The 22,732-nt window shown below is 58.5% G+C and carries 22 protein-coding genes, 1 pseudogene and 1 riboswitch; of the genes and pseudogenes, 12 read left to right on the top strand and 11 right to left on the bottom strand.

Going from position 1 to position 22,732, the window contains the following annotated elements; genetic code table 11:
* The first annotated feature begins 198 nt into the window (after window positions 1–198).
* Window positions 199–759 (top strand): ferritin family protein, encoded by a 561-nt coding sequence (locus ACTQ05_RS05775; protein WP_154517090.1) that lies wholly within the window; start codon window positions 199–201, stop codon window positions 757–759.
* A 250-nt stretch (window positions 760–1,009) separates the two neighbouring features.
* Here the strand turns inward: ACTQ05_RS05775 and ACTQ05_RS05770 are convergent, their stop codons facing one another.
* Together ACTQ05_RS05770 and pdxR are read right to left on the bottom strand one after the other, a co-directional pair.
* Window positions 1,010–1,882: a hypothetical protein gene (locus ACTQ05_RS05770; RefSeq protein ID WP_441538281.1), complete on the bottom strand. Its 873-nt coding sequence runs from the start codon at window positions 1,880–1,882 to the stop codon at window positions 1,010–1,012.
* Window positions 1,883–2,429: 547 nt separating this feature from the next.
* Complete coding sequence (gene pdxR / locus ACTQ05_RS05765) at window positions 2,430–3,860, bottom strand: MocR-like pyridoxine biosynthesis transcription factor PdxR (RefSeq protein ID WP_441063708.1); 1,431 nt, start codon at window positions 3,858–3,860, stop codon at window positions 2,430–2,432.
* A 145-nt stretch (window positions 3,861–4,005) separates the two neighbouring features.
* Here pdxR and pdxS point away from each other — a divergent pair, with 145 nt between their 5' ends.
* Complete coding sequence (gene pdxS / locus ACTQ05_RS05760; RefSeq protein WP_022094325.1) at window positions 4,006–4,896, top strand: pyridoxal 5'-phosphate synthase lyase subunit PdxS; 891 nt, start codon at window positions 4,006–4,008, stop codon at window positions 4,894–4,896.
* Window positions 4,897–4,916: 20 nt separating this feature from the next.
* Complete coding sequence (pdxT, locus tag ACTQ05_RS05755; protein WP_441048504.1) at window positions 4,917–5,504, top strand: pyridoxal 5'-phosphate synthase glutaminase subunit PdxT; 588 nt, start codon at window positions 4,917–4,919, stop codon at window positions 5,502–5,504.
* 391 nt (window positions 5,505–5,895) lie between these two features.
* Here the strand turns inward: pdxT and ACTQ05_RS05750 are convergent, their stop codons facing one another.
* Window positions 5,896–6,795, bottom strand: a complete 900-nt coding sequence (locus ACTQ05_RS05750; RefSeq protein ID WP_441063707.1) for a hypothetical protein — start codon at window positions 6,793–6,795, stop codon at window positions 5,896–5,898.
* A 214-nt stretch (window positions 6,796–7,009) separates the two neighbouring features.
* On the opposite strand from ACTQ05_RS05750, the gene ACTQ05_RS05745 reads away from it, so the two are divergent.
* Entirely contained in the window at window positions 7,010–7,420 is a 411-nt protein-coding gene (locus tag ACTQ05_RS05745) for a peptide deformylase (protein ID WP_154517072.1), read from the top strand.
* A 226-nt stretch (window positions 7,421–7,646) separates the two neighbouring features.
* Here the strand turns inward: ACTQ05_RS05745 and ACTQ05_RS05740 are convergent, their stop codons facing one another.
* Complete coding sequence (locus tag ACTQ05_RS05740) at window positions 7,647–9,128, bottom strand: aminotransferase class I/II-fold pyridoxal phosphate-dependent enzyme (protein WP_427747912.1); 1,482 nt, start codon at window positions 9,126–9,128, stop codon at window positions 7,647–7,649.
* A gap of 202 nt (window positions 9,129–9,330) precedes the next feature.
* On the bottom strand, window positions 9,331–10,188 hold the full coding sequence (locus ACTQ05_RS05735; RefSeq protein WP_441063706.1) for a LysR family transcriptional regulator: 858 nt from the start codon (window positions 10,186–10,188) through the stop codon (window positions 9,331–9,333).
* 118 nt (window positions 10,189–10,306) lie between these two features.
* On the opposite strand from ACTQ05_RS05735, the gene ACTQ05_RS05730 reads away from it, so the two are divergent.
* The 3 genes and pseudogenes from ACTQ05_RS05730 to ACTQ05_RS05720 all read left to right on the top strand — a co-directional run bounded on the left by ACTQ05_RS05730 (window position 10,307) and on the right by ACTQ05_RS05720 (window position 11,829).
* Window positions 10,307–11,218, top strand: coding sequence for a DMT family transporter (locus ACTQ05_RS05730; protein ID WP_427747886.1), 912 nt, complete (start codon window positions 10,307–10,309; stop codon window positions 11,216–11,218).
* Between the two features lie 267 nt (window positions 11,219–11,485).
* Window positions 11,486–11,626: pseudogene (locus ACTQ05_RS05725) on the top strand (KUP/HAK/KT family potassium transporter); the annotation flags it as partial.
* A gap of 41 nt (window positions 11,627–11,667) precedes the next feature.
* Complete coding sequence (locus tag ACTQ05_RS05720) at window positions 11,668–11,829, top strand: hypothetical protein (protein WP_441041849.1); 162 nt, start codon at window positions 11,668–11,670, stop codon at window positions 11,827–11,829.
* Window positions 11,830–11,908: 79 nt separating this feature from the next.
* Here the strand turns inward: ACTQ05_RS05720 and bsh are convergent, their stop codons facing one another.
* Entirely contained in the window at window positions 11,909–12,874 is a 966-nt protein-coding gene (gene bsh / locus ACTQ05_RS05715; protein ID WP_427719772.1) for a choloylglycine hydrolase, read from the bottom strand.
* Window positions 12,875–13,117: 243 nt separating this feature from the next.
* Window positions 13,118–13,537, bottom strand: coding sequence for a peptide deformylase (locus tag ACTQ05_RS05710; RefSeq protein ID WP_154517060.1), 420 nt, complete (start codon window positions 13,535–13,537; stop codon window positions 13,118–13,120).
* Window positions 13,538–13,730: 193 nt separating this feature from the next.
* On the opposite strand from ACTQ05_RS05710, the gene ACTQ05_RS05705 reads away from it, so the two are divergent.
* On the top strand, window positions 13,731–15,044 hold the full coding sequence (locus tag ACTQ05_RS05705; RefSeq protein WP_441063704.1) for an NCS2 family permease: 1,314 nt from the start codon (window positions 13,731–13,733) through the stop codon (window positions 15,042–15,044).
* Window positions 15,045–15,180: 136 nt separating this feature from the next.
* Window positions 15,181–15,846, top strand: a complete 666-nt coding sequence (locus ACTQ05_RS05700) for an alpha/beta hydrolase (RefSeq protein ID WP_441063702.1) — start codon at window positions 15,181–15,183, stop codon at window positions 15,844–15,846.
* 58 nt (window positions 15,847–15,904) lie between these two features.
* On the opposite strand, the gene ACTQ05_RS05695 is transcribed toward ACTQ05_RS05700, so the two are convergent.
* The 4 genes from ACTQ05_RS05695 to ACTQ05_RS05680 all read right to left on the bottom strand — a co-directional run bounded on the left by ACTQ05_RS05695 (window position 15,905) and on the right by ACTQ05_RS05680 (window position 20,459).
* Window positions 15,905–17,239 (bottom strand): uracil-xanthine permease family protein, encoded by a 1,335-nt coding sequence (locus ACTQ05_RS05695; protein WP_441063700.1) that lies wholly within the window; start codon window positions 17,237–17,239, stop codon window positions 15,905–15,907.
* 122 nt (window positions 17,240–17,361) lie between these two features.
* Window positions 17,362–18,495: a 5-methyltetrahydropteroyltriglutamate--homocysteine S-methyltransferase gene (locus ACTQ05_RS05690; RefSeq protein WP_441063698.1), complete on the bottom strand. Its 1,134-nt coding sequence runs from the start codon at window positions 18,493–18,495 to the stop codon at window positions 17,362–17,364.
* Window positions 18,496–18,643: 148 nt separating this feature from the next.
* Window positions 18,644–19,540 (bottom strand): LysR family transcriptional regulator, encoded by an 897-nt coding sequence (locus tag ACTQ05_RS05685; protein ID WP_427747880.1) that lies wholly within the window; start codon window positions 19,538–19,540, stop codon window positions 18,644–18,646.
* Window positions 19,541–19,550: 10 nt separating this feature from the next.
* Window positions 19,551–20,459 (bottom strand): HAD-IIB family hydrolase, encoded by a 909-nt coding sequence (locus ACTQ05_RS05680; RefSeq protein WP_441063696.1) that lies wholly within the window; start codon window positions 20,457–20,459, stop codon window positions 19,551–19,553.
* Window positions 20,460–20,619: 160 nt separating this feature from the next.
* Window positions 20,620–20,730, top strand: a riboswitch (TPP riboswitch).
* Window positions 20,731–20,781: 51 nt separating this feature from the next.
* Between ACTQ05_RS05680 and thiM the strand changes: the two genes are divergently transcribed.
* From thiM to ACTQ05_RS05665, 3 genes are read left to right on the top strand one after another with little or no spacing between them, the layout of a single operon-like run.
* Window positions 20,782–21,621: a hydroxyethylthiazole kinase gene (thiM, locus tag ACTQ05_RS05675; protein ID WP_441063694.1), complete on the top strand. Its 840-nt coding sequence runs from the start codon at window positions 20,782–20,784 to the stop codon at window positions 21,619–21,621.
* A gap of 3 nt (window positions 21,622–21,624) precedes the next feature.
* Complete coding sequence (locus tag ACTQ05_RS05670; protein ID WP_427719764.1) at window positions 21,625–21,966, top strand: thiamine-binding protein; 342 nt, start codon at window positions 21,625–21,627, stop codon at window positions 21,964–21,966.
* On the top strand, window positions 21,963–22,658 hold the full coding sequence (locus ACTQ05_RS05665) for a thiamine phosphate synthase (RefSeq protein ID WP_441063693.1): 696 nt from the start codon (window positions 21,963–21,965) through the stop codon (window positions 22,656–22,658). Before ACTQ05_RS05670 ends, ACTQ05_RS05665 begins: the two co-directional genes overlap by 4 nt.
* The last annotated feature ends 74 nt before the right edge of the window (window positions 22,659–22,732 follow it).

The following is a 22,732-nucleotide window of genomic DNA, read 5'->3' as shown; positions in this document are numbered from 1 at the left end:
AGAGCTCGCGGGCGGCCTGCCAATCGTTAATCAATCAACATCTTCATCTCTCAAAATTGTTTTATCAAAAATCATTCCTAATAGGCTTCACATTTTGTTGCATTTATGGATAATAGAACTCGTCAAGACGCACGTCCGGAGAGGGCCCTTACGGGATCGGACAAGCGCCCCATCGCCATCCATCGAAAGGATCGAATCATGAAATTTGTTTGCCCCGTTTGCGGTTATGTGGAAGAGTTCGACGGCGACCAGCTGCCCGAGGATTTTAAGTGCCCCCAGTGCGGCGTTCCCGGTTCTCGTTTCCTGAAGCAGGAGGAGGGCAAGCTCGAGTGGGCTGCCGAGCACGTCGTGGGCGTCGCCAAGATGGAGGGCGTCTCCGAGGACATTGTTGCCGACCTGCGCGCCAACTTTGAGGGCGAGTGCTCTGAGGTCGGTATGTACCTGGCCATGGCTCGCGTCGCCCATCGCGAGGGCTATCCCGAGATCGGCCTATACTGGGAGAAGGCTGCCCACGAGGAGGCCGAGCACGCCGCCAAGTTCGCCGAGCTCCTGGGCGAGGTCGTGACCGACTCCACCAAGAAGAACCTCGAGATGCGCGTTGAGGCCGAGAACGGCGCCACCGCCGGCAAGACCGATCTTGCCAAGCGCGCCAAGGCCGCTGGCCTCGATGCCATCCACGATACCGTGCACGAGATGGCTCGCGACGAGGCCCGCCACGGCAAGGCCTTCGCCGGCCTGCTCAAGCGCTACTTTGGCTAAGCCAACCGCCTGAGAGATAATCTCTAACTTTAAAGGGCCCGAACCGCATGGTTCGGGCCTTTTTTCGTGTCTCATGAACTCGTTAACGCCCTGAAATAGGGCCACCTTCGGCATCGACTTCTCGTCAAAAACTAAGTGAGTAGACTTTTTGGAACTTGCCGAGCAGACCATCCATATTGCTCTATAAAGCAGCAGGTAAATGACTTGTTGCAAAACGGCCTGGTCGCCATCACGCCAAAAGTCTACTCACTTAGATCCGCGCTGTCCACGATCGAGCTGTTTTGTGTCCAATGGACATCTTTCCGTCGATTACTCCCAATTTTGTCCAGTCAACGAATAGTTCAGACCGGAGTAATGCCTCAGCCCTTTGCTCATCCGAGCTTTTATCGCGATATTCAACATCGAGCATCCTGCATACAGCCTTAACGATCGCACGGAATCTATCCTCATCGGATATCTGTCCGTGTGTCAGGAGAAGCACGTCGTAGCCCATGGCTTGAAGCGCCGTCATGCGGTCAGCGTCACGCAAGCCATCCCCCGCGCGCCCGTGCGAGGCCTTTCCCTGACATTCAATGGCCACCTGTCGCCTCCCGTCCGGCGAGGAAAGAAGTAGGTCGATATATACGCGGGTCTTTCCTACAATCGCTCGAGCACTTGTGCTTAGCACCACTTTGACATTGAGCTCTATGCCGCAAAACCCTTCACCTCCCAGGGCTCGCGGCAGTCCAAGCAACAAATACGCCTCGACCTCAAAAGGCGAAGCGGCACCCAATGGAACGAGATGCGATACCGCCATAAATCGATTGCCGTAACGCATCCCGCAAACATCTGAACAAAAACGGTCAAGGTCCCCATCCAAAACCAAAGCGTCGCGACGCCATAAATTTGAGGCGGTGCCGCCCTCGGACGGGCAGCGCACCCAACCCAACGTTGTCAAAATCGTACCCGAATCAATTGCACGCGAAAGCTCCACCTCAAGTGCCGCCGGCAGGGCGCATACCGCAAACAAGCCGCACATCTCCGCCAATACCAGCAGAAGTTGGAGATCCGTCAGATGTCGAGACATGATAAATGCCGTCAGTAGAGGAGACGTGACCAAAAATCCATGCTCCGTTTCCAGCACGGATTCCCTGGGGAGTTCACCAAGAAACAGCCGCTGCCTAATGTTGGCAGGGCAAGTCCGTTTGTTTCTCGTCCGAACCAATGTATACAACGGAAAACCGAGCGCGACCGCAGCCGTCGGGTTGCGGACGAGGTCATATCGCTGCCGGTCTTCATCCGGCCGCGGAAGCGGAGGACACAAAGCGCGGACTTGAGGGGGCAAACGCCAGTACCTAAAAGCCGATATGTCACAAAGTAAATCCTTCATAGGCACAGGAAAGCACGAATTTCAACCCAGTCGGTCTCTCATTGGGGCGAACGCACCAAAAATGGCTCCGAACGAACTGCAAAGTTTTCAACAGCCCTCCCCAACTGGCCAAAAGCTTACCGAGAACTGGACGAAGCCCTGTTGGAAACCCCACTTTTTTTCTCATGCGGAAGCTTTGCGCGGCAAGTGAGTAGACTTTTTGGAACATCCCGAGCAGACCGATGATCCCACTTCTCAAAACCACAGGTAGATAGCTTGTTACAAAACTGTCTGGTCGCCAAAGTGCCAAAAGTCTACTCACTTAGGTTACAGAGTGCCCCATTAGCTGCGATTCCAGGGTATTAAGCACCTCCGGACTCAGGTCGTCATACTGGACAAGAATTTGAGTTGAGTTTTCAGGGACAGATGCGCCATCGGCGCACCAATAACAGTTACTGATGTCGATAAAAGGGATGCTCGAGCGCGTGAGGGCCTGCGCAAAAGAGCTTCCGCCCGTTCCCCGCTCCGCAACCACGGTGCAGTAAAGGCCTGCGTCTGCATGCTCGATCGAAACCTCTCCTGCTGGAAACGCATCCCGTACAAGCGCCGCCAGGCCATCACGCGCCTCACGAGCACGAACGCGCATGCGGTTCACATGTCGCTCGTAATCACCCGATTCCAGCAAACGAGCCAAAGCGACCTGGTCGACAGAGCTCACCGACGAGGCGTAGAAACCAAGGTTGCACCTAAACCGCTTCATCAGCTTATCGGGCAACACCATGTACGCTAGACGCAACGCCGATGAAAGGCTCTTCGAAAACGTGTTGGTGTAGATAACCGATTGAGCGGCATCGATCGAAGCAAGCGCGGGAATCGGCTTGCCGGCCAGACGAAACTCGCAATCAAAGTCATCTTCGATGAGATATCGACCTGGTCGCTCGGCGGCCCAGCTCAGCAGCGCATAACGACGCGCAATGCTCGTCACCAGGCCGGTCGGATACTGATGGGACGGCATCAGGTGAAGGACATCGGTCCCAGTTTTCTGCAGAGCGCTCAAGTCTACACCCTCATCATCCAACGGGATATGTCGAACTTTGCAACCCATAGCCTGATAGATGCGCGTCAAGCGCAAATAGCCCGGGTCCTCAACAGCATACACCTTGTCGGCTCCAAGCAACTGAACCAACATGGTATCGAGCAGCTGGGCGCCTGCGCCGATAACAACGTTGTTGGGGTCGACATTCATGCCCCTTGTCCCGCGCAGATGGTGGGCAATTGCGCGTCGTAGCCGAGTGGTGCCCTGTGCCGGCGCGGTCGAAAAGATTTCGCTCTCGTCTTCGGATGCCAGCGTCGCCCGCAGCGCGCTTTGCCAAAGCCGCGCCGCCTCCAAAGCAGAAGGAGAAAGTGCATCGAATCGCTCGACCTGTCCGTTGACATCATGCGCGCCGGAACCCGCAGAGACGGCATCCCGGTCGATGCCCTCTACAGCCGAAGCCAAAACCGGTGCATCCGGAAGCTTGCAAGCGTAGTAACCACGACGCGGCATTGAGCAAATATAGCCCTCGGCAAGTAACTGGCTATATGCATTCTCGATGGTAATGACACTGATTCCCAGATGATTGGCAAAGGCGCGCTTAGACGGAAGATGCTCCCCCGCCGCAATGCGTCCAGCAACGATATCATCTCGAATTTGCTGGTAAATATACTCATAGAGCGATGCTTCGCCGCGTTTTTCCAAATTGTAGTCAAGCATGAGTTTATCACCTGACCTTATTGAGTCATTCAATCTGGTATTAGTCTGGCCTTATTATTATCTCGAAAACTGAGTATTTCGCCATACCCAGCTCCCCGATAGGATGTTCCGTCAAGCAATGCACATGCCAACCAAGGGAGCAACCATGGCAGAACAGACCAGCAAGGCAGATCGCGTCAAACTCAATCGCGAGCTCGCGCAGATGCTCAAGGGCGGCGTCATCATGGACGTCACCACGCCCGAGCAGGCACGCATCGCCGAAGAGGCGGGCGCCTGCGCCGTCATGGCACTCGAGCGCATCCCGGCCGACATCCGTGCCGCAGGCGGCGTCTCACGCATGAGCGACCCCAAGATGATCAAGGGCATCCAAGAGGCCGTCTCCATCCCCGTTATGGCCAAGTGCCGCATCGGCCACATTGTCGAGGCGCAGGTCCTGCAGGCCATCGAGATCGATTACATCGACGAGTCCGAGGTTCTCTCCCCTGCCGACGACGTCTATCACATCGACAAGACCCAGTTTGACGTGCCGTTTGTCTGCGGCGCCCGCGATCTGGGCGAGGCGCTGCGCCGTGTTGCCGAGGGCGCCACGATGATTCGCACCAAGGGTGAGCCGGGTACGGGCGATGTCGTCCAGGCCGTGCGTCACATGCGCAAGATCCAAAAGCAGATCCGCGACGTTGTTGCCCTGCGCGATGACGAGCTCTTTGAGGCAGCCAAGCAACTGCAGGTTCCGGTCGAGCTGGTGCGCGAGGTCCATGCCACGGGCAAGCTTCCCGTCGTGAACTTTGCCGCCGGCGGCGTAGCGACTCCCGCCGACGCCGCGCTGATGATGCAGCTGGGCGCCGAGGGCGTCTTTGTGGGCTCGGGCATCTTTAAGAGCGGCGACCCGGCCAAGCGCGCCGCCGCCATCGTCAAGGCCGTGGCAAACTTCACCGATGCCAAACTCATCGCCGAGCTTTCGGAGGACCTGGGCGAGGCCATGGTGGGCATCAACGCCGACGAGATCGAGATTATCATGGAGGAGCGCGGGCGCTAGTCCGGCAGAAAGGATCGCCCATGAGCGATTATGCAGACCAAACGGTCGCCGTGCTGGCGGTCCAAGGCGCTTTTGCCGAGCACGAAGCAAGACTATCCGAGCTGGGCGCACACTGTATTGAGCTGAGGCAGGCGGCCGATTTGCAGCAGAACTTTGACCGTCTGGTACTTCCCGGCGGCGAGTCCACCGTTCAGGGCAAGCTACTTGCCGAACTCGATATGCTCGAGGATCTTCGTACCCGCATTGTTGAAGGCATGCCTGTACTGGGAACTTGTGCCGGTCTGATTCTGTTGGCGCGCGACCTTGCCGCCCACGATGACAAGGGGACACCGCGCTTGGCAACCATGGATATACTCGTTGAGCGCAATGCCTATGGCAGGCAGCTCGGCAGTTTTCGCACCAAGGGGCAGGTAGGCGGTATCGACGGTGAAGTGCCGTTAACGTTTATCCGTGCACCCCGCATCGTCGAGGTGCACGGCAATGCCAAGGCCCTAGCCGAAGTCGATGGCCGCATCGTCGCCGCCCGTCAAGACAATCAGCTCGGCGTTACCTTCCACCCCGAGCTCGACGACGACACCCGCCTCCACGAGCTCTTCCTCCAAATGTAGGCAGAAAACAAACGAACGTGGATTTTCGGACGCATAGCAAATGAGAGTGGAAATCTCGCACTTTGAGCTTGGATGCAGGCTCAAACCGGGAGATTATCCACTCTCATACTATGTAGTCGTTGGGGACGTTCTCAACGACTAGTCAAACAAGAACGTCCCCAACGACTAGTCATTTAAGAACGTCCCCAATGACTACCTTTTTGGCAAGTTTGAATCAAGGCGACGCCGATGTTTTGACACCGACAGCGAGCGCCCACCAGAGCGAATAAATTGGCATGAAAAGAGGACGGCATAGACCTTCTGGTCATGCCGTCCTCTTTGAATGACAAGTTGTCGCTCTGGTGGGCGCGCAGCGTCAACTAGTTACGCGGTTCGTAGAACCGCGTAACCCCTAAAAACGGTTGCCGCGGAAGCCACCGCCGTTGCGGCCGCCACGGTCGCCGCCTCGACCGCTGCGGTCGCCGCCACGGTTGCCGCCGAAGCCGCCACGGTTGCCACCGCGGTCGCCATAGCCACCACGGTTGCCGCCAAAGCCGCCGCGACCGCCACGATCGCCGCCACGGTCACCAAAGCCGCCACGGCCACCGCGACCACCACGGTCGCCGCCACGGCCACCGCGGTCGCCAAAGCCGCCGCGACCGCCACGGTCGCCGCCACGGCCACCACGGTCGTCACGGCCGCCGCGAGGACCGCGATCCTCGTCCAGACCCATGGCGACGAGCGGAGCGATAACCTTATCGAGCGCGGCCATCAGCTCGGTGGCCTCCTCGTAAGAAAGCTCGGGCAGGAGCTTCTCCTTCTTGTTGGCAAGCTCGACCAGGCCCTCAGCGGCATCCTCGGCAGCGAAGACGACGATCTTGCGCATATCGCCCTCGGCGTTGTCGATGCGGCCGACCAGATCGGCAGCCTCGGCCTCGGCCATCAGGCCATCGAGCTCACGAAGACGCATGCCCAGCAGATCGGACATTTCCTTCTGCTCCATCTTGGGCTTGAGGTCAAGGAGCTTGATGGCGCGCTCGATGTTCGCCATACGCTCGGCCTTGGCCTCCTCCTCCTTGGAAATAGCAAAGCGACGGCTACGCAGCAGGCGGGCGGCCTTCTGCATCTTGTCCATCAGCTCTTCGTCATCGTAATCAACGGCGGCCTCGACAACCTCGGCCTCCTCCTCGGCGGAAACCTCGTCAGCAGCCTCAACCTCGGTAGCTTCGGTCTCCACGGTCTCGACTGCATCGACCTCGGCAGCCATGGTCTCGTTCTCGGTCTCGTTCATGATCTCTTCGTTCTCGGACATGAGACTCCTTCTTGGCCCTCTCGGGCATCATCGCCCCATTCGCGGGGCCCGTCGCGCACTCTTTGCGCTTTAAACATTCATGCCTCTCGGCAAAACGTTCCTTAGTTTATGGTGTCGCCATCCAATCTAGCTGCAGAATCTATGTGCACACATTAATGCGACATGTCGCGGTATCATGGCCTGAACCAAACGTGTCCACCTTAAGGAGCCCGCCATGATTAAGCCCATCATGAAATCCGAGTTCTTTTTGCGCCTGCCTTCCGAAGACGCAGGGCCCGACGATGCCGTGATCGGGCAGGACCTCCTGGATACGCTCCACGAGCATGAGCACGAGTGCGTGGGGCTCGCCGCCAACATGATCGGCGTGCGCAAACGCATCATCTGCGTAAAGGACGGCAACAGGACGCTCCTGATGTACAACCCTCAAATTCTTGAGCAGGTCAATGCCTATCAGACCAGCGAAGGATGCCTCTCGCTGATCGGCGAGCGTCCCTGTACCCGCTATCGTCGCATTAAGGTGGAGTATTTGGACGAGAACTTCGTCCACCGCATCAAAAACTTCTCGGGCTACACCGCCGAGATCATCCAGCACGAAATCGACCACTGCAACGGCGTCGTTATATAGTTCCGCGAGTCAAGGAAAATGATCTGTTTTCCTCCGTCCCCTTTGGATCATGGTAACGACGCAGGCTGAGCACACGACAGCGAGCGAGCCGCATTTGCGCCAAGGTGACGTGAAATGAGAGGGCGCTGACCTTCTGGTCGCGCCCTCGAAATTGAACGTCAGATTGGCGTGAATGCGGCTCGCGTAGCGTCAAGCGGTCCGCCGTTCGGTAGAACGGCGGAACCAATTAGGACTGGCGGTAGTGATCAAAGAAATCGGCGAGGTCTTCGAGCGACTCTTTGAGCACTTCCATGCGCGGCAGGTACACGATGCGGAAGTGATCGGGCTCAGCCCAGTTGAAGCCGCCGCCACGCGTGATGAGGATCTTCTTCTCGTGCAGCAGGTCGAGGGCAAACTGCTCGTCATCGGTGATGTTGAACTTTTTAACATCCATCTTGGGGAAGATATAAAACGCCGCACGCGGCTTGACCACCGAGATGCCGTCGATCTTGCTGAGCGCCTCATACACAAAGTTGCGCTGCTCGTAGACACGACCGCCGGGGCGGATGTAGTCGTTAACCGACTGATGGCCGCCAAGCGCCGTCTGGACGATCGACTGGGCCGGCACGTTGGAGCACAGGCGCATGTTGGAGAGCATGTTGATGCCCATGATGAAGTCGCTCATGCAGCGCTGGTTGCCCGAAAGCACCATCCAGCCAATGCGATAGCCCGCGATCATATGCGACTTGGACAGGCCGCTAAACGTAATGCAGGGCAGGTCGGGGGCGAGCGATGCAATGGAGACGTGCTCGTAGCCGTCCATGCACAGGCGGTCATAGATCTCGTCGGCAAAAATCATGAGCTGGTGCCTGCGCGCGATCTCAACGATGCCCTCGAGCACCTCGCGCGGATAGACAGAGCCCGTGGGGTTGTTGGGGTTGATGATGACGAGGGCCTTGGTCGCGCTCGTGATCTTGGACTCCATATCCTGCAGATCGGGATACCAATCGGCCTGCTCATCACACAGATAGTGCACGGGATGTCCACCGGCAAGAGTTGCGCACGCCGTCCACAGCGGATAATCGGGGCTGGGAATCAGAATCTCGTCGCCATTGTCGAGCAGCGCGTTCATCGAAAGCTGAATGAGCTCGGACACGCCGTTGCCCGTGTAGATATGTTCCATCTGAACATTGGGCAGGCCCTTGATCTGCGAATACTGCATGATCGCCTTGCGCGCAGAGAACAGACCGCGCGAGTTGGAATAGCCTTCGCAGTCGGGCAGCTGCTGGCGCATGTCCTTAATGACCTCATCGGGCGTGCGGAAACCAAAGGGCGCCGGATTACCGATGTTGAGCTTGAGGATGCACTCGCCTTCGTCCTCCATACGGGCTGCCTCGTCGACAACGGGGCCGCGCACGTCATACAGAACGTTCTCGAGTTTGGTGGATTTAGAAAAAGTACGCATGGTGGTGCTCCTTGCAATTTGATCTGAGGGATGGGGTTCGGGCTTGGAAACGTTGTGGGTCGATGATGTCTCGCCTTGATCGGCGTCACCGGCGAGCAGCCAGGTAACATCGACCTCCAAAATGCGGGCGAGCAGCTCTGCCACATCGCGCCGCGGAATCGTCTTGCCGCTCACATATTGGCTCATCTGACTCTTGCCGAGTTTTTTGCCGAGCATCTCCGATGCGCGGATTACGTCCGACTGGCGAACGTCGCGATCGGACATAGCCTGTCGCAGGCGATCGCTAAACGTCTCTTGGGTCACAGGAACCTCCTTGCTGGCAAAGTTCAATTTATAGTACACGAATTGAACCAAGGTTCAATTTAGCAAGCAGTATAGCGCCGTGCTATTTCTAAAAGTTCAATTTCAAAAATAACATGACCCGAACCTCAAGATTTATCCCAAGGCGGTAACGACGTGCGCCCATTTAGAGGTATTCGAGAAAACGGGCGGCGGCAAGCGAAACATCGGCCGTTCGATATATGGCGTTGATCTGCCGATGGGGATGCTCTTCGAGCGGACGCACGGCAACATCGAACTGACAGCGGCGCATGATGAGAGCGGGAAGTATGCTCACACCCAGGCCGTCCTCGACCATAGCCATAATCGCATAGTCATCCCAGGTCGACAGTTTTGAGTGCACTGCCAGTCCCGCCCGACGAAACAGCGGCGTAATCTCGTCATCGGTGCCGCGTTCTAGCAGAATAAACTGCTCGTTGGCCAAGTCGGCAAGAGAGACGACCTCCGCCGTGGCAAACAACGAGCCTGACGGCACTACCGCCATTAACTCGTCACGCACCAAAGGCAGCGATGTCATGCCGTTTTCTCGGGGCTCACGAGGGATAAAGCCCAGATCGCAGCGACCCTCTGCCACCCATTGTTCAATCTCTGAATAGTCGCCCATCAGCAACTCGTAATCGACGTCTGGATGATCAGCACGAAAACGCGCAATCACCGGCGGCAGCACGTGGGTCGCCACGCTCGAAAACGTACCGATGCAGATTTTGCCGCGCATGAGCCCTCGCATCTCATCCACCCGTCGCTGCAAGCGAACGAATTCCTCGCAGAGCGCCTCGACAGCCGGCATGACCTGCCGCCCGTCGGCAGAAAGAGCAACACCTTCACGACTGCGGTCGAGTACCTTAAAGCCCCAATCGGCCTCAAGATCGGCCACCATGCGGCTCACGCCCGATTGCGAGTAGCTCAGGCGCTCGGCAGCACGCGTAAAGCTTCCAGCGCGCACGGTCTCCAGCAGCACCTGCATCTTTTGAATATTCGTTTCCACGACATGCCTCCACCTTTGCACGAGTTTTTGTCATGTTTTCCATGCATTATATTCGCTTTTCTTCTAAAGCCAGTTCAACCATAGTGAATATGCACGGATATAGAGGGGGCGGCAGCGCATGAACAACGGATTGATTACGTATTTAGCAGCATTGTTGTTGTTTGGCTCCAACGGCATCATCGCTGCGGCCATCGCACTCCCGAGCTCCGATATCGTGCTGCTACGCACTTTTCTGGGAGCCCTTTCGCTTGTCGCCATCCTCGCCATTACCCAGCGCCATAAGCTGCAGGCGCCTTCTCGCCCCCGCGAAGCCGCAGCCCTCCTCCTCTCGGGAGCCGCGCTGGGCGCCAGCTGGATCTTTCTGTTCCGTGCTTATCAGACGATCGGCGTCGGCGTTTCTTCGCTGCTGTACTACTGCGGTCCCATCATCGTCATGGCTCTCTCGCCGTTTATCTTTGGCGAAAAACTAACCGGTGGCAAAATCGCCGGGTTTATCGCAGTCGCCTGCGGCGCTTTTCTCATTGCAGCGCAAGGTCTAGGCGGCAATATGCCCATTGCGGGCATCGTCTGCGGAATCGCCTCGGCCTTCTGTTATGCATTGATGGTCATCGCCAGCAAGGGCGCGCCGCACATCGAAGGCCTCGAGAACTCCGCGCTCCAGGTGAGCGCCGCCTTTGTGACCGCGCTGGTCCTTACACTCGTCACCCAAGGCACCCCCTCATTCCTGTCCGCCAGCATCGCCGCAACCATCGATTGGCGCGCCGTCGCTATGCTCGGCGTCGTCAACACCGGCATCGGTTGCCTGCTCTACTTTAGCGCCGTCGCCAAACTGCCCGTGCAGACCGTCGCTGTCGTCGGCTACCTCGAGCCGCTTTCGGCCGTCGTGTTCTCGTCCGCCCTTTTGGGCGAAGTCATAACACCGGTCCGCCTGATGGGCGCCGTGCTTATCATCGGCGGCGCGATCTTTTGCGAACTCGCCGGTAAACGCTCAGGCGCCAAGACCGGTATCGCTCAGGCAGCACGCGTCTAAAAGTTCCCTCTTCAGTTTCAAAGCAGGAGCGCGTCCGCAGTTATTACATTGCAGCAAAGCCATACAGCGGATGCGCCCCTGTTTTGAAATGCTACCTGCGTACATAAATAATCCCCAGATGGGGATTATTGTCTAAAATTACCCGATGTGCCAAACAGCTCTTGTATGTATAAAGACGGCATAAAAGTTATCTGTCCAAGACAGATAACCGGATGTCCAAGGGAGTCCACGTGGCGCACGCCAAACTGGAGGCAAACCTCCAAGACCAGCACGGTCAAGTACGTGGTAATCGCCATGAAGGCCGACAACCACAACGAGAGCGGCATCTTCGCCCTGTTTAGCCTGGTGCGCAAAGTGGCGCCGTGGCTGATCCTACCTGCCATGATCGGCGGCGCGGCGCTGCTCGCCCATAACTCCAGCTCGAAGTTCAGATCGAGGAAGCCGAGGAAATGGATGTCGATATCTTCTCGAACGACCTTGTCAACGGCAACGAAGCCGGTAGGGACATGAACGTCGACCCCACCGAGCTGCTCAGGAGCGTCGCCGATACGCCCGAACAGCAACAGCTCGACGGCCTCGAGAGCGAACAACTCAACGACGCCAACTTCTAACGACGTCGCGCGTCGACGACAGCGGCCCTGCGCCTCACAGGAGGCGCAGGGCCGCTTTGCATTGCAGTAAAAACGCCGGCTACGAACGACGCGGCTCGGGAACCACGAGCCTATCGGGGCTCGCGCCCTCAGCATCCATCAGGCTCACGTAGCGAATCGACGGATCCTCATACGTTGAGTAATAGTAATTGCCCGTGCGCGCGCTAAAGCATCCGGTGTAGATAGTCTTCTCGAACTTGCCGTCACCCATCTTGGACGCACCCTCGATCATCGCCACCCCCTCGAGCGAGCGGAACATGCGAATGACGTTCTCGGCCTCGCTGTCTTTTTGCGGGTAATTGGCATTGAGGTATGCCGCCTTTACAAAACGGCTCGGCGAATAGCAGTCACCCGGAATACCGCGCATGCCGGCACCCGCGCCATAGGGCTTGAGCTCGGCGCCACGCCATGTCGCCGTCTGAGGAAAATCGCTTGTGGCGGTGATATAGGTGCGCAGGTTTTCCATGTGCCACGGGAAGGTCGGTTGATTGGCAAGGGTGTCGACCGGATCGTCGTATACATGCAAACCGTCAGCCATCATCTCGACCACGATGCTGCGTCGGCTGTCGCCGATAATCCAATGGAGCAGCGACACACCCAGCCCCTCTCCGGCAGATTTGGCAACAATCACCGTGTCGCGCAGCGCAGCCTCGACCTCGTCGACCGTCGAGAACGTCGCTGCCACCCACAGGGGAAACTCATAGGCTGCGATATTGGTCTTGCCATCAACCGGGTCCTCGGCATACTCGGCATAACCGGGAAAGTTGAGCCCTGCCACAGCCAGACCCGCATCGTTACCACAGTCGAAAAACATAGGATAGTTCTTGTAATCGATGCACATGCCAATTACCGCGTGTGCCGCCGACGCATCGTCGATAAACGAATACGGGATATGGAACCCGCGGGGCATCACGCGAACCTGTTGGCCGTAGCTAAAGCTCCAGTCGAGGTTGCGACCCAGATACATGTTGCCGGAATTATCGGTAAATCGAATGCTCGTGCACATGGCGCCTCCTAGCCATACGTCCTTGTTAAGCTCATTGTTACCAAACAAATAGGCGCTAAACACAAAGGTCCGGACATGACAATAACGTCACGTCCGGACCACACAAGCAAGATAAACTCAACCAAGTCAACCTCGCAGGTCGTCTAAGGGGTCAAAATACCGCAGATTGTCACGAAAGAGGAGCGAAGCGTACTTAAGGTACGCGAGCGACGCTTGAGCGGCAAGGTGCGGGCTTTGGTCCCCTTAGACCAACTTTCCAAGACAGTGATCGATCATATGCTGGATCATTTGTGCCTCAAAGCCCGTGTAGTCGCGGCGGCACTCCTTCATCTTGCCGTCGACGATCTGGTCAAAGGCAACCTTGCACTTGATATAGCGCGTGGACTTGGTGATTTCGTCGTGCGTCAGGCAGCTCTCCTCCATCTTGCTGGCGCCCAGGCCAAACACCAGACGGGGGTTGTAGAGCACGTGGGGCTCGCCGGCGTCGTCCAGATAGACGCAGACCTTCTTGGTGACGCCAATCTGGTTGGCGGCAAGGCAGCCGGCGTCCTCGAGCGACTTGATGGTGTCGATCAGGTCCTGTGCGACCGACTCGTCCTCAACAGTCGCAACCTCGCAACGCTGGGACAGGATAGCCTCGTCGCGGCAGAGCTCTTTAATCATACGTTCCTCCAAAGAGTTCAATGTAACTGCTTAAGTATACGGTACCTACACATTTTCATGCGAAAAATACCGTCCGCCTGTTACAAAGCGCCGAACTTCAACATGCGAGGAACATCGACCTTCCAAAGGCGATATAGTAGGTAAGTTCGTGTCAATCGGCCTAAACTCGGGGCCGAACAAGGAAAGGGTATGCATGGACGAACTTTTTCACGTCAGCGAGCGCAAGTCCACAATCGGGACCGAACTTCGCGCTGGACTGACAACATTCCTGGCGATGGCCTACATCATCGCCGTCAACCCTGCGGTGCTCTCGGGCGCTGGCATCGATGCGGGAGCGCTCGCCTGCGCCACCTGTCTGGGCGCCGGCATCATGACCATCTGCATGGGCATCTTCGCCAACCGCCCGCTCGCCTGTGCGTCGGGCCTGGGCATCAACGCCATGATTGCGGGCATCACCGCCACCATGTGCGGCGGTGACTGGCACGTTGCCATGAGTGTTATCTTCCTCGAAGGTATCATCATCTTGCTGCTCGTCCTTTGCGGCCTGCGCGAGGCCATCATGGACGCCATCCCCGTGGTCCTGCGCCACGCAATCTCGGTGGGTCTGGGCCTGTTTATCGCCATGATCGGCCTGTGCGACGCCGGCATCATCACCGCTGGCACCGGTACGCTCGTCGGCCTGGGCGACATCGCCTCCCCCACCTTTATCGTCGGCATCATCTCCATCGTCGTAACGGTTGCCCTTGCTTCCCGCAACGTGCCGGGCTCGCTGCTCATCGGCATCATCGTCGCCGTTATCGCCGGTATCCCGCTGGGCGTCACCCATGCGCCCGAGGGTCTCATCGCACCGCTCGACTTCTCGACCTTTGGCGCCCCGTTTGCCAGCACTGCTGATGGCAACATGGCCATCGTGAAGGTCCTGACCGACCCGATGCTGCTCGTCGTTGCCTTCTCGCTGCTCATGAGTGACTTCTTCGACACCATGGGCACTGCGATGGCCGTCGCCAAGCAGGGCGAGTTCTTGACCGAGGACGGCAATGTCGAGGACATCCGTCCCATCCTGGTCGTCGACTCCGTGGCCGCCGCTGCCGGTGGCTTTATGGGCGTCTCCTCCATCACCACCTTCGTCGAGTCCACCTCTGGCGCTGCCGACGGTGGCCGCACGGGCCTCACCTCCGTCACCACCGGCGTGCTGTTCCTTCTCGCCGCGTTCTTCTCCCCCATCGTCACCATCGTTTCCAGCGCCGCCACCTGCGGTGCTCTGGTCTACGTCGGCTACCTCATGATGAGCGAGGCCTCCGAGATCGACTGGTCCGACGTGTCGCAGGGTTTCCCAGCGTTCATGATTGTCGCCGGCGTGCCCTTCACCTACTCCATCTCTGCCGGCATCGGTCTGGGCTTTATCGCCTTCGTGGTCGTCGCGCTCTTTAAGGGCGAGGCCTCCAAGATCAAGCCGCTCATGTGGATCGCAGCACTCGCCTTCCTCGTCTACTTCTTTGTAGCGTAAGGGCAAAGCTGCCAAAGCAAAACCTCAAGGCGCAGAGTCGCATCAAGCGGCTCTGCGCCTTTCTTTTAGCGACGGTCCCTACGCCGACGTGCGACAATCATATTTGTAGATGTCGAAATGCAGAGAGAAGCTTGTCATGGAAGCGCGTCAAAAGCAGATAACCATTCATTCAAAGCATGTCGGAAGCGCGCCCGTCATTTACCTTCCCGCGGTCATGGGTGACGGCACCGAGGTCTATAGCCGTTGTCTTGAGCTTGATTGCCCGCCATTCACCCTGGTCGCCATTGGCGGGCTCGATTGGAATCGCGAGCTGAGCCCTTGGGAATGCGACGGAACCGTGCACGATGCCGAGCCCTTTGGTGGACAGGCGTCCGAGTTTCTCGATGAACTGCTGAATCGGATAATCCCAGAGGTCGAGCCATCACTTCCCTGCCCGCCTACCTGGCGCGGCATTGCCGGTTACTCATTGGCGGGCCTCTTTTCGCTTTGGTCGCTCTGGCAGACCGATGCCTTTGACCGCGCCGCAAGCGCATCGGGGTCCCTATGGTTTCCCGGATTTCTCGATTACGCACACGGGCACACGATGCCAGCCGCGCCCAACGCCGTCTATCTATCACTCGGCAAAAAGGAGACCAAGACGCCCAACCGCATGATGCGGCACGTACTCGACGACACACGCGCAATGGAAAAACTACTCGGCGACCGAGGCATCCCCGCGACCTTCGAGCTCAACCCCGGTAACCACTTTGCCCAAACCGGTCTGCGCATGGCCCGCGGCATACACTGGATACTGACGCATTAAAAATGGCGCCCACGCGTACGCACGGGCGCCATTTTTTTGATTTAGCTGAACACAACTACTACTCGACAGCCTCCTCGAGTTCAGAAACGGCGAACTCAAAGTCGTTGCCAGGCAGAATCGCGTTGAGCACGATGCCCACCAGCGAGCCCACGGCAAGGCCCGAAAGCGAAATCGTCACGCCGCCCAGCTCCAGCACGATGGCACCGGCGGCGCTGTAGGCAATGCCGAGTGAAAGCACGAGAACCAGAGCGGCCACCAGCACGTTGCGGTTGTTCTGGAAATCGACCTGGTTCTCGATGAGGTTACGGACGCCCACGGCGCTGATCATGCCATAGAGCACGAGCGACACGCCGCCGATAACGCATGCCGGCATGGCGGCGATCACGGCAGCGAACTTGGGGCAGAACGAAAGCACGATGGCGCAGCACGCGGCAATGCGAATCACGCGCGGGTCAAACACACGCGTCAGGGCGAGCACGCCGGTGTTCTCGCCATACGTGGTGTTGGCCGGAGCGCCAAAGAGCGAAGCCAGAATCGTGGCGAAACCATCACCGAGCAGCGTGCGATGCAGGCCGGGATCGGCGATGTAGTTGCGCTCGCAGGTGGAGCCAATAGCGGATATATCGCCGATATGCTCGATCATGGTTGCAAAGGCCAGCGGCATGATGGTGATGATGGCCGTCGTGGCAAGGCCACTATCGAACTGCGGCCCAAAGAGTGCAAACACCGTGTTGTCCCACACGACAGGCAAGCCAAGCCAGGGAGCGGCTGCGACGCCGGAGAAATCGACCTCGCCCAGCGCAGCCGCAACGGCATAGCTCACCACGACGCCCAGTAAAATCGGCACGATCTTGACCATGCCGCGACCCCAAATATTGCAGATGACGATTACGGCGACGGCAACCACGGCAACGAGCCAGTTAGTCTGGCAGTTGGCAATAGCGGAACTCGCCAGGATCAGACCGATCGAAATGACAATGGGGCCAGTCACCACCGGCGGGAAGAAGCGCATGACGCGCTTGGCGCCAAACGCGCGGAAGAGCGCCGCAAGCACCGGGTAGAGCAAACCGGCGCAGGCAACGCCCAGGCAAGCGTAGGGCAAGAGCTCGGCCTCGCCGTTGGGCGCGATTGCGGCATAGCCGGCAATAAAGGCAAACGATGAGCCCAAAAATGCGGGGACCTTACCGCGTGACAGGAAGTGGAATAGCAGCGTGCCCAAGCCGGCAAACAAAAGCGTTGCCGATACCGAAAGGCCGGTGAGCACGGGCACCAGCACCGTGGCACCAAACATGGCAAACAGGTGCTGCAGACCAAGCAGGAACATGCGCGGGCGGCCGAGCGACGAAGCGTCGTAGATGGCATCGGTGACGGCGGGCGTCGAGGACTGGGACATGGATGTCCTTTCGAATGGAAGGGCGCTCGGGCATAGCGGATAACCTGCCCGAACGATACGGTCCGAACCATTGTACGCGATACGCCAAGTCTCGCACGCGCCGTCACTTGCAAACGGTACCGCTATTTCCAAACACGCTCGGCAATACGCTTGACCAGCGCGATCTTTGCCCACTGCTCGCCTTCGGTCAGCTTGTTGCCAATCTCGCAGCTGGCAAAGCCACACTGCGGAGACAGATACAGATTCTCAAGCGGCACGTACTTTGCTGCTTCATGAATACGCTCGACGGTCGCGTCCTCGTCCTCGAGCTCGGCTGCCTTGGTGGTCACCAGACCCAACACGACCTTCTTACCGGGCGCAACGTACTTGAGCGGCTCAAAACCACCGGCGCGCGGAGTGTCGAACTCCAGATAGAACGCGTCAACGTCCTCATGCGCAAACAGGTACGGGGCGATGGGATCATAGCCGCCCTCAAAGGCATAAGTAGAGTGGTAGTTGCCACGGCATACATGCGTATTGATCACCAAGTCGTCAGGCTTGCCCGCGATGGCAGCATTGTTGAGCGCCACGCCCAGCTCGCTCACCTTTTGCAGGTCAACCGGGCTCATGCCGGTCTTGGACACAAAGTCAGTATCGCAATAGATGCCCCAGGTGCAGTCATCAAATTGGATGTTGCGGCAACCCGCGGCATACAGATCGGCAATCACGGTGCGGTATGCTGCGGTGATGGCATCGGCGAGCTCTTCGTCGGTCTTGTAGACGGCACGCAGGCTCTCCTGCTGGCCATCGCAGCGGTCGAGCGTGACTTCGGAGAACGTCTGGATCGGCGCCGGAATGGTTTGCCGCGCAACCTGGCCCTCGCCCTCAAGCGCCTTGACAAACTTGAAGTGCTCGACGAACGGATGGTTCTCGCCGCTAATAGGTCCGGTCACCACGGCGGTGTCGGCGGTAGTCTCCTCATCGTGGAACATATAGCCCGTACGCGAGGTGCGGCGCTCGATGCCGTTGAGACCCCACATAAAATCGAGGTGCCAGTAGCTGCGGCGGAACTCGCCGTCGGTGATGACCTGCAGGCCGGCGGCCTTTTGCTTTGCCACCAAATCACGAATGGCCTCGTCCTCGACTGCCTTAAGTCCCTCGGCATCAAGCGCGCCTGCCGCATAGGCAGCGCGGGCGTCCTTTACGGCCTGCGGACGAAGAAAACTGCCGACGATATCGGCGCGAAACGGCGCTTTGAGCTGGGTGGAATTGCTCATAGGAATCTCCTTTTGCATGGAATACTTTGGCGAGCAAGAGTATGAGCGCACTCCTGGTTATCGTAAAATATGCGTTTATATATGTTTGCCATATAGTTTTCCTATAGCAATTTCGACAGCCCAAGACAGCAACATCAAACGCTACCGGTTAGATATGCCTCCGGATGGCCTCGACATAAGCCTGTCCATAGCGCGTGAGGGTCGTATTCTTGCGCGTGATAATGCCAATCTCCATGTATTCATCCACATCGAGCGGAATCGAGATAATACCGGGGCCATTAAGCTCGTGGCTAATCACGCCCGAACACACCGTGTAGCCGTTGAGACCCATGGCTAGGTTGAACAACGTCGCACGGTCGCGCACGCGGATATTCTTGCGGCGCTCAAACGTCGAGGTCAGTTCCTCGGAATAGTAAAACGAGTTGTAGCTGCCCTGTTCATAGGATAGGAACGGATAGTCTTCCAAGTCCTCGAGCGTCACGCTGGCGTGGTCCGCCAGTGGATGGTCGGCGCATACAAAGACGTGCGGCGTGGCGCAGAAGAGTCCTTCGAATACGAGCTCGTTGGCCGCCAGCATGCGCTCGATAACCTCGCGGTTATGTTCGGATAAGTACAGAATGCCCAGTTCACTCTTCATGTGCGCGACATCTTCGATGATCTCGTGAGTCTGTTCCTCGCGCAGGGTAAAGTCGTAGCGCGCGGCATCGAACTCACGGATCACGTCGACAAACGCATTAACGGCAAAGGAATAATGTTGACAGCTCACACTAAAGTGCGGCACTTGCTCGGATGCACCCTTGTACTTATCCTCGAGCAGATCGGCCTGATCGAGTACCTGGCGCGCGTAGCCCAAGAATGTCTCGCCTTCCTCGGACACAATGACGCCCTTGTTGGTGCGCTCAAAGATGTGCACACCCATCTCGTTTTCGAGATCGCGAATCGAGGCGGTAATCGAAGGCTGCGACACAAAGAGCCGGCGCGAGGCCTCGGTGATGCTGCCGCATTCGGCAACCTTAACAACATACCTGAGCTGCTGAAGCTTCATGACTTTCTCCCTAGACGTTCGTGACGCCAAGACCCGTCGCGTCCATCTGGCGCATAAACGACGGCATCTCCCCCGTCGCGGCGCAGGCGGCAATCTGATGCAGAGCCCCGGCAACCGCATCGTCTGCCGCAGCGCCGATATGCCAACGCGCGGCAGCCGTGACGGCCTCATTGGCATTGGCGACTGCAACGGAGTTGGGAACGGCATTAATCATGGGCAGATCGTTATCGGAATCGCCGAACACCGCCACCTCGTCGGGCGTTAGGCCCAAAGCACGCACCAGCTCCAGCGTGGCACAGCCCTTGTCCCAACCAGCCGGCAAGATATCGAAAAGGCGCACTCGGTTGTTGGGAAACACGAGCGAGAGTTCCGGCACCTCGGCGGCAACGCGCTCGCGTAGCTCCGCGAGCCCTTCACGCGAACGGGCACTCCAGATATTCGCCTTGAACACCGGCGCGTCACCGACAACGGGACGGCACGGGGCCTCTTCGCCTTTGAGCCACGCGTTGCCGCCCGACTCCATAGCGCGATGCACGCGCTCGGGGTCGCTCGTCATGCAATAGGCGTCATTATCCCAAAAGTCATCACCCAAGCTGTAGACCTTCAGATAGGTATCATCGGTCTCTTGCTCCAAGTAGTCAGCCAAGCGAATAAGGGCGGCGTTATCGGTCGCATGCGAGGCTACCACCTCGCCGTCGACAAACATGACCTGGCCGTTGCAGAACGCACCGGTCGAGAAGCACTCGGAACGATTACGAAACATCCAGCCCATCGCGGAAGGCTGACGGCCCGAAACCGGGCCAAAGTGCAGGCCCGCCGCCTGCATGGCATGAATGCCCTCGATGGCGTAGTCGCTGGCGCCGTCATGCCCGGCTGGAATCAACGTATCGTCCATATCGGTCAGCACAAGTTTAATCATAAGGCCCCCAGTCATTTTCACCGTATCCATTGTAGCGACCTGCCAATAAGGGACAGGTTTATTTTGGCAGGTTTTATCTGGGAAAATGCAACGCCCCAGTTGCCACCTGCCAAAATAAACCTGTCCCTTTTTGGCAGGTGCGCTAGTATAGGGAACAACAGATTCGATGCGGGAGTGCCGGCGGTGCAAACCACAAGGCTGAGAGGGCATGGGGCCCAATCCTTTGAACCTGTCAGTTAATGCTGGCGTAGGGAGCATGCCGCCTTTACAGGGGCGCTGTCTATGCACAGCGCCCCTTTTCTATGCCAAGGAGGCATGTGCAGTGATTGATTCGAAACAGCTTAAACAAAATGTGGTCAAGGCCGTGGAGGAGATTCGCGCCACCAACCCGATGGCCGGCTCCATCACCAACACGGTGACGATCGACTTTGTTGCCAACGCGCAGCTCGCCGTAGGCGGTTCGGCCGCCATGGTCTATCTGCCCGACGAGGGCGAGGCGCTCGTTGCCGGCGGCGGCGCCATCTATCTCAACATGGGCACGCTCTTCCCCATCTACGAGCAGACGATTCCCCGTGCGGCCAAAGCGGCACACGACGCCGGCAAACCCTGGGTGCTCGATCCGGTGGGCCTGGGCATCGGTAGCCTGCGCACCCAGCTGGTAAACGAGCTCAAGCAGTACAAGCCCGCCATCGTGCGCGGCAACGCCTCCGAGATCATCGCGCTCGCCGGCCTGTGGGGTCTTGAAGGCGAGGCGGCTGACCTGAGCCGCGTGCGCGGTGTCGATACCACCGATACGGTCGACGCCGCCCGCGGCGCTGCGGTGGCACTCGCCCGCTACACTCGCGGCGCCGTAGTGGTCTCGGGCGAAGTCGACTTGATTACCGACGGCACGACCGTGGCCAAGTCCCACGGCGGCAGCCCGCTCATGTCCAAGATTACCGGCTGTGGCTGCTCGCAGGGCGGCGTCCTGGCCGTGTACGCTTGCGCCGCCGATCCGTTTACGGCAGCCATCTGCGGTACCGCTGTCTACAACGTTGCCGGCACGCGTGCCGCCGCTGTCGCTGATGCCCCGGCAAGCTTTAAGGTCGCCTTTATCGACGAACTCTACCGCGCGACCGCTCAGGATATTGCGAATAACCACCTCGAGCTCGAGGAGGCATAAGCCATGTCCGAACCCGCAACCGCTGCCGACATGAACACGCTCGTCGCCGTAGCCATCGCCCCGTGCGGCACAGGCGACGAGCTGTCCGCCGAGGTCGCCGAGGTCGTGCGCGTCATTCGCGAGAGCGGCCTTCCCAACCGCACCACCTCGATGTTCACCGAGATCGAGGGCGACTGGGACGAGGTCATGCAGGTCGTACGCGATGCAACCTTTGTGTTGGCAAGCAAGGGCATCCGCACCGAAGTCGTGCTCAAAGCCGATATTCGACCCGGTTTTACCGACACCATGACCGGCAAACTCGAGCGCATGGAAGCGCAGATCAAAAAGCAGGAGGAAGCACGATGAGCATCCGCGACAACCTTGATATCTCGGCCTATCTGGTACTCGGCCCCGAAAACACGCTGGGACGTCCCGTGGGCGATGTGGTAGCGCAGGCGCTCGATGCCGGCTTTACCTGCATCCAGGTGCGCTCCAAGGTGGCAAGTGCCCGCCAGATCATCGCGCTGACGGGCGACGCCGCGCAGGCAATCGCTCGCGCCGGCAAGACCGGCAAGGTCGCCCTGCTTATCGACGACCGTCTGGACTGCGTACTCGCCGCACGCGAACAGGGTATCGCCGTCGACGGCGTGCATGTGGGCCAGAGCGATATTCCTGTCGAGGTCTGCCGCAAGCTTCTGGGCCCCGATGCCATCGTGGGCCTTTCGGCCCGTTGCGAGGAAATGCTCGAGTACGTCAAGACCGCCGACATGAGCCTAGTCGACTACCTGGGCATCGGCCCGCTCCACGAGACCGAGACCAAGCGCGACTGTGGACGCGCGGCAGATGGCTCCATCATCACCAAGAGCTTTGAGGACCTGGCCGCGCTCCATGCGGCAAGCCCCGTTCCCATCGTGGTCGGCGGCGGCGTCAAAAAAGCCGATCTGCCGCAGCTCAAGGCCACCGGCGTCGAGGGCTTCTTTGTGGTGAGCGCCGTCTGCAGCGCTGACGACCCCCACGCCGCAGCCAAGGAGCTTGTCGACACCTGGCAGCAGGCATAGGCATAGGCCGAGCAGCTGATTCGCAGCCTCATATCTTCAATAGCGCAAAGCGCATCCCAGTTTGGACCTCCATT

This window comes from Collinsella sp. LCP21S3_A9, from assembly GCF_052118785.1.
In the GTDB taxonomy this organism is placed as follows: Bacteria; Actinomycetota; Coriobacteriia; order Coriobacteriales; family Coriobacteriaceae; genus Collinsella.
The sequence above is the reverse complement of the archived record's forward strand: the minus strand, read 5'-3'. Positions and strand labels throughout refer to the sequence as shown.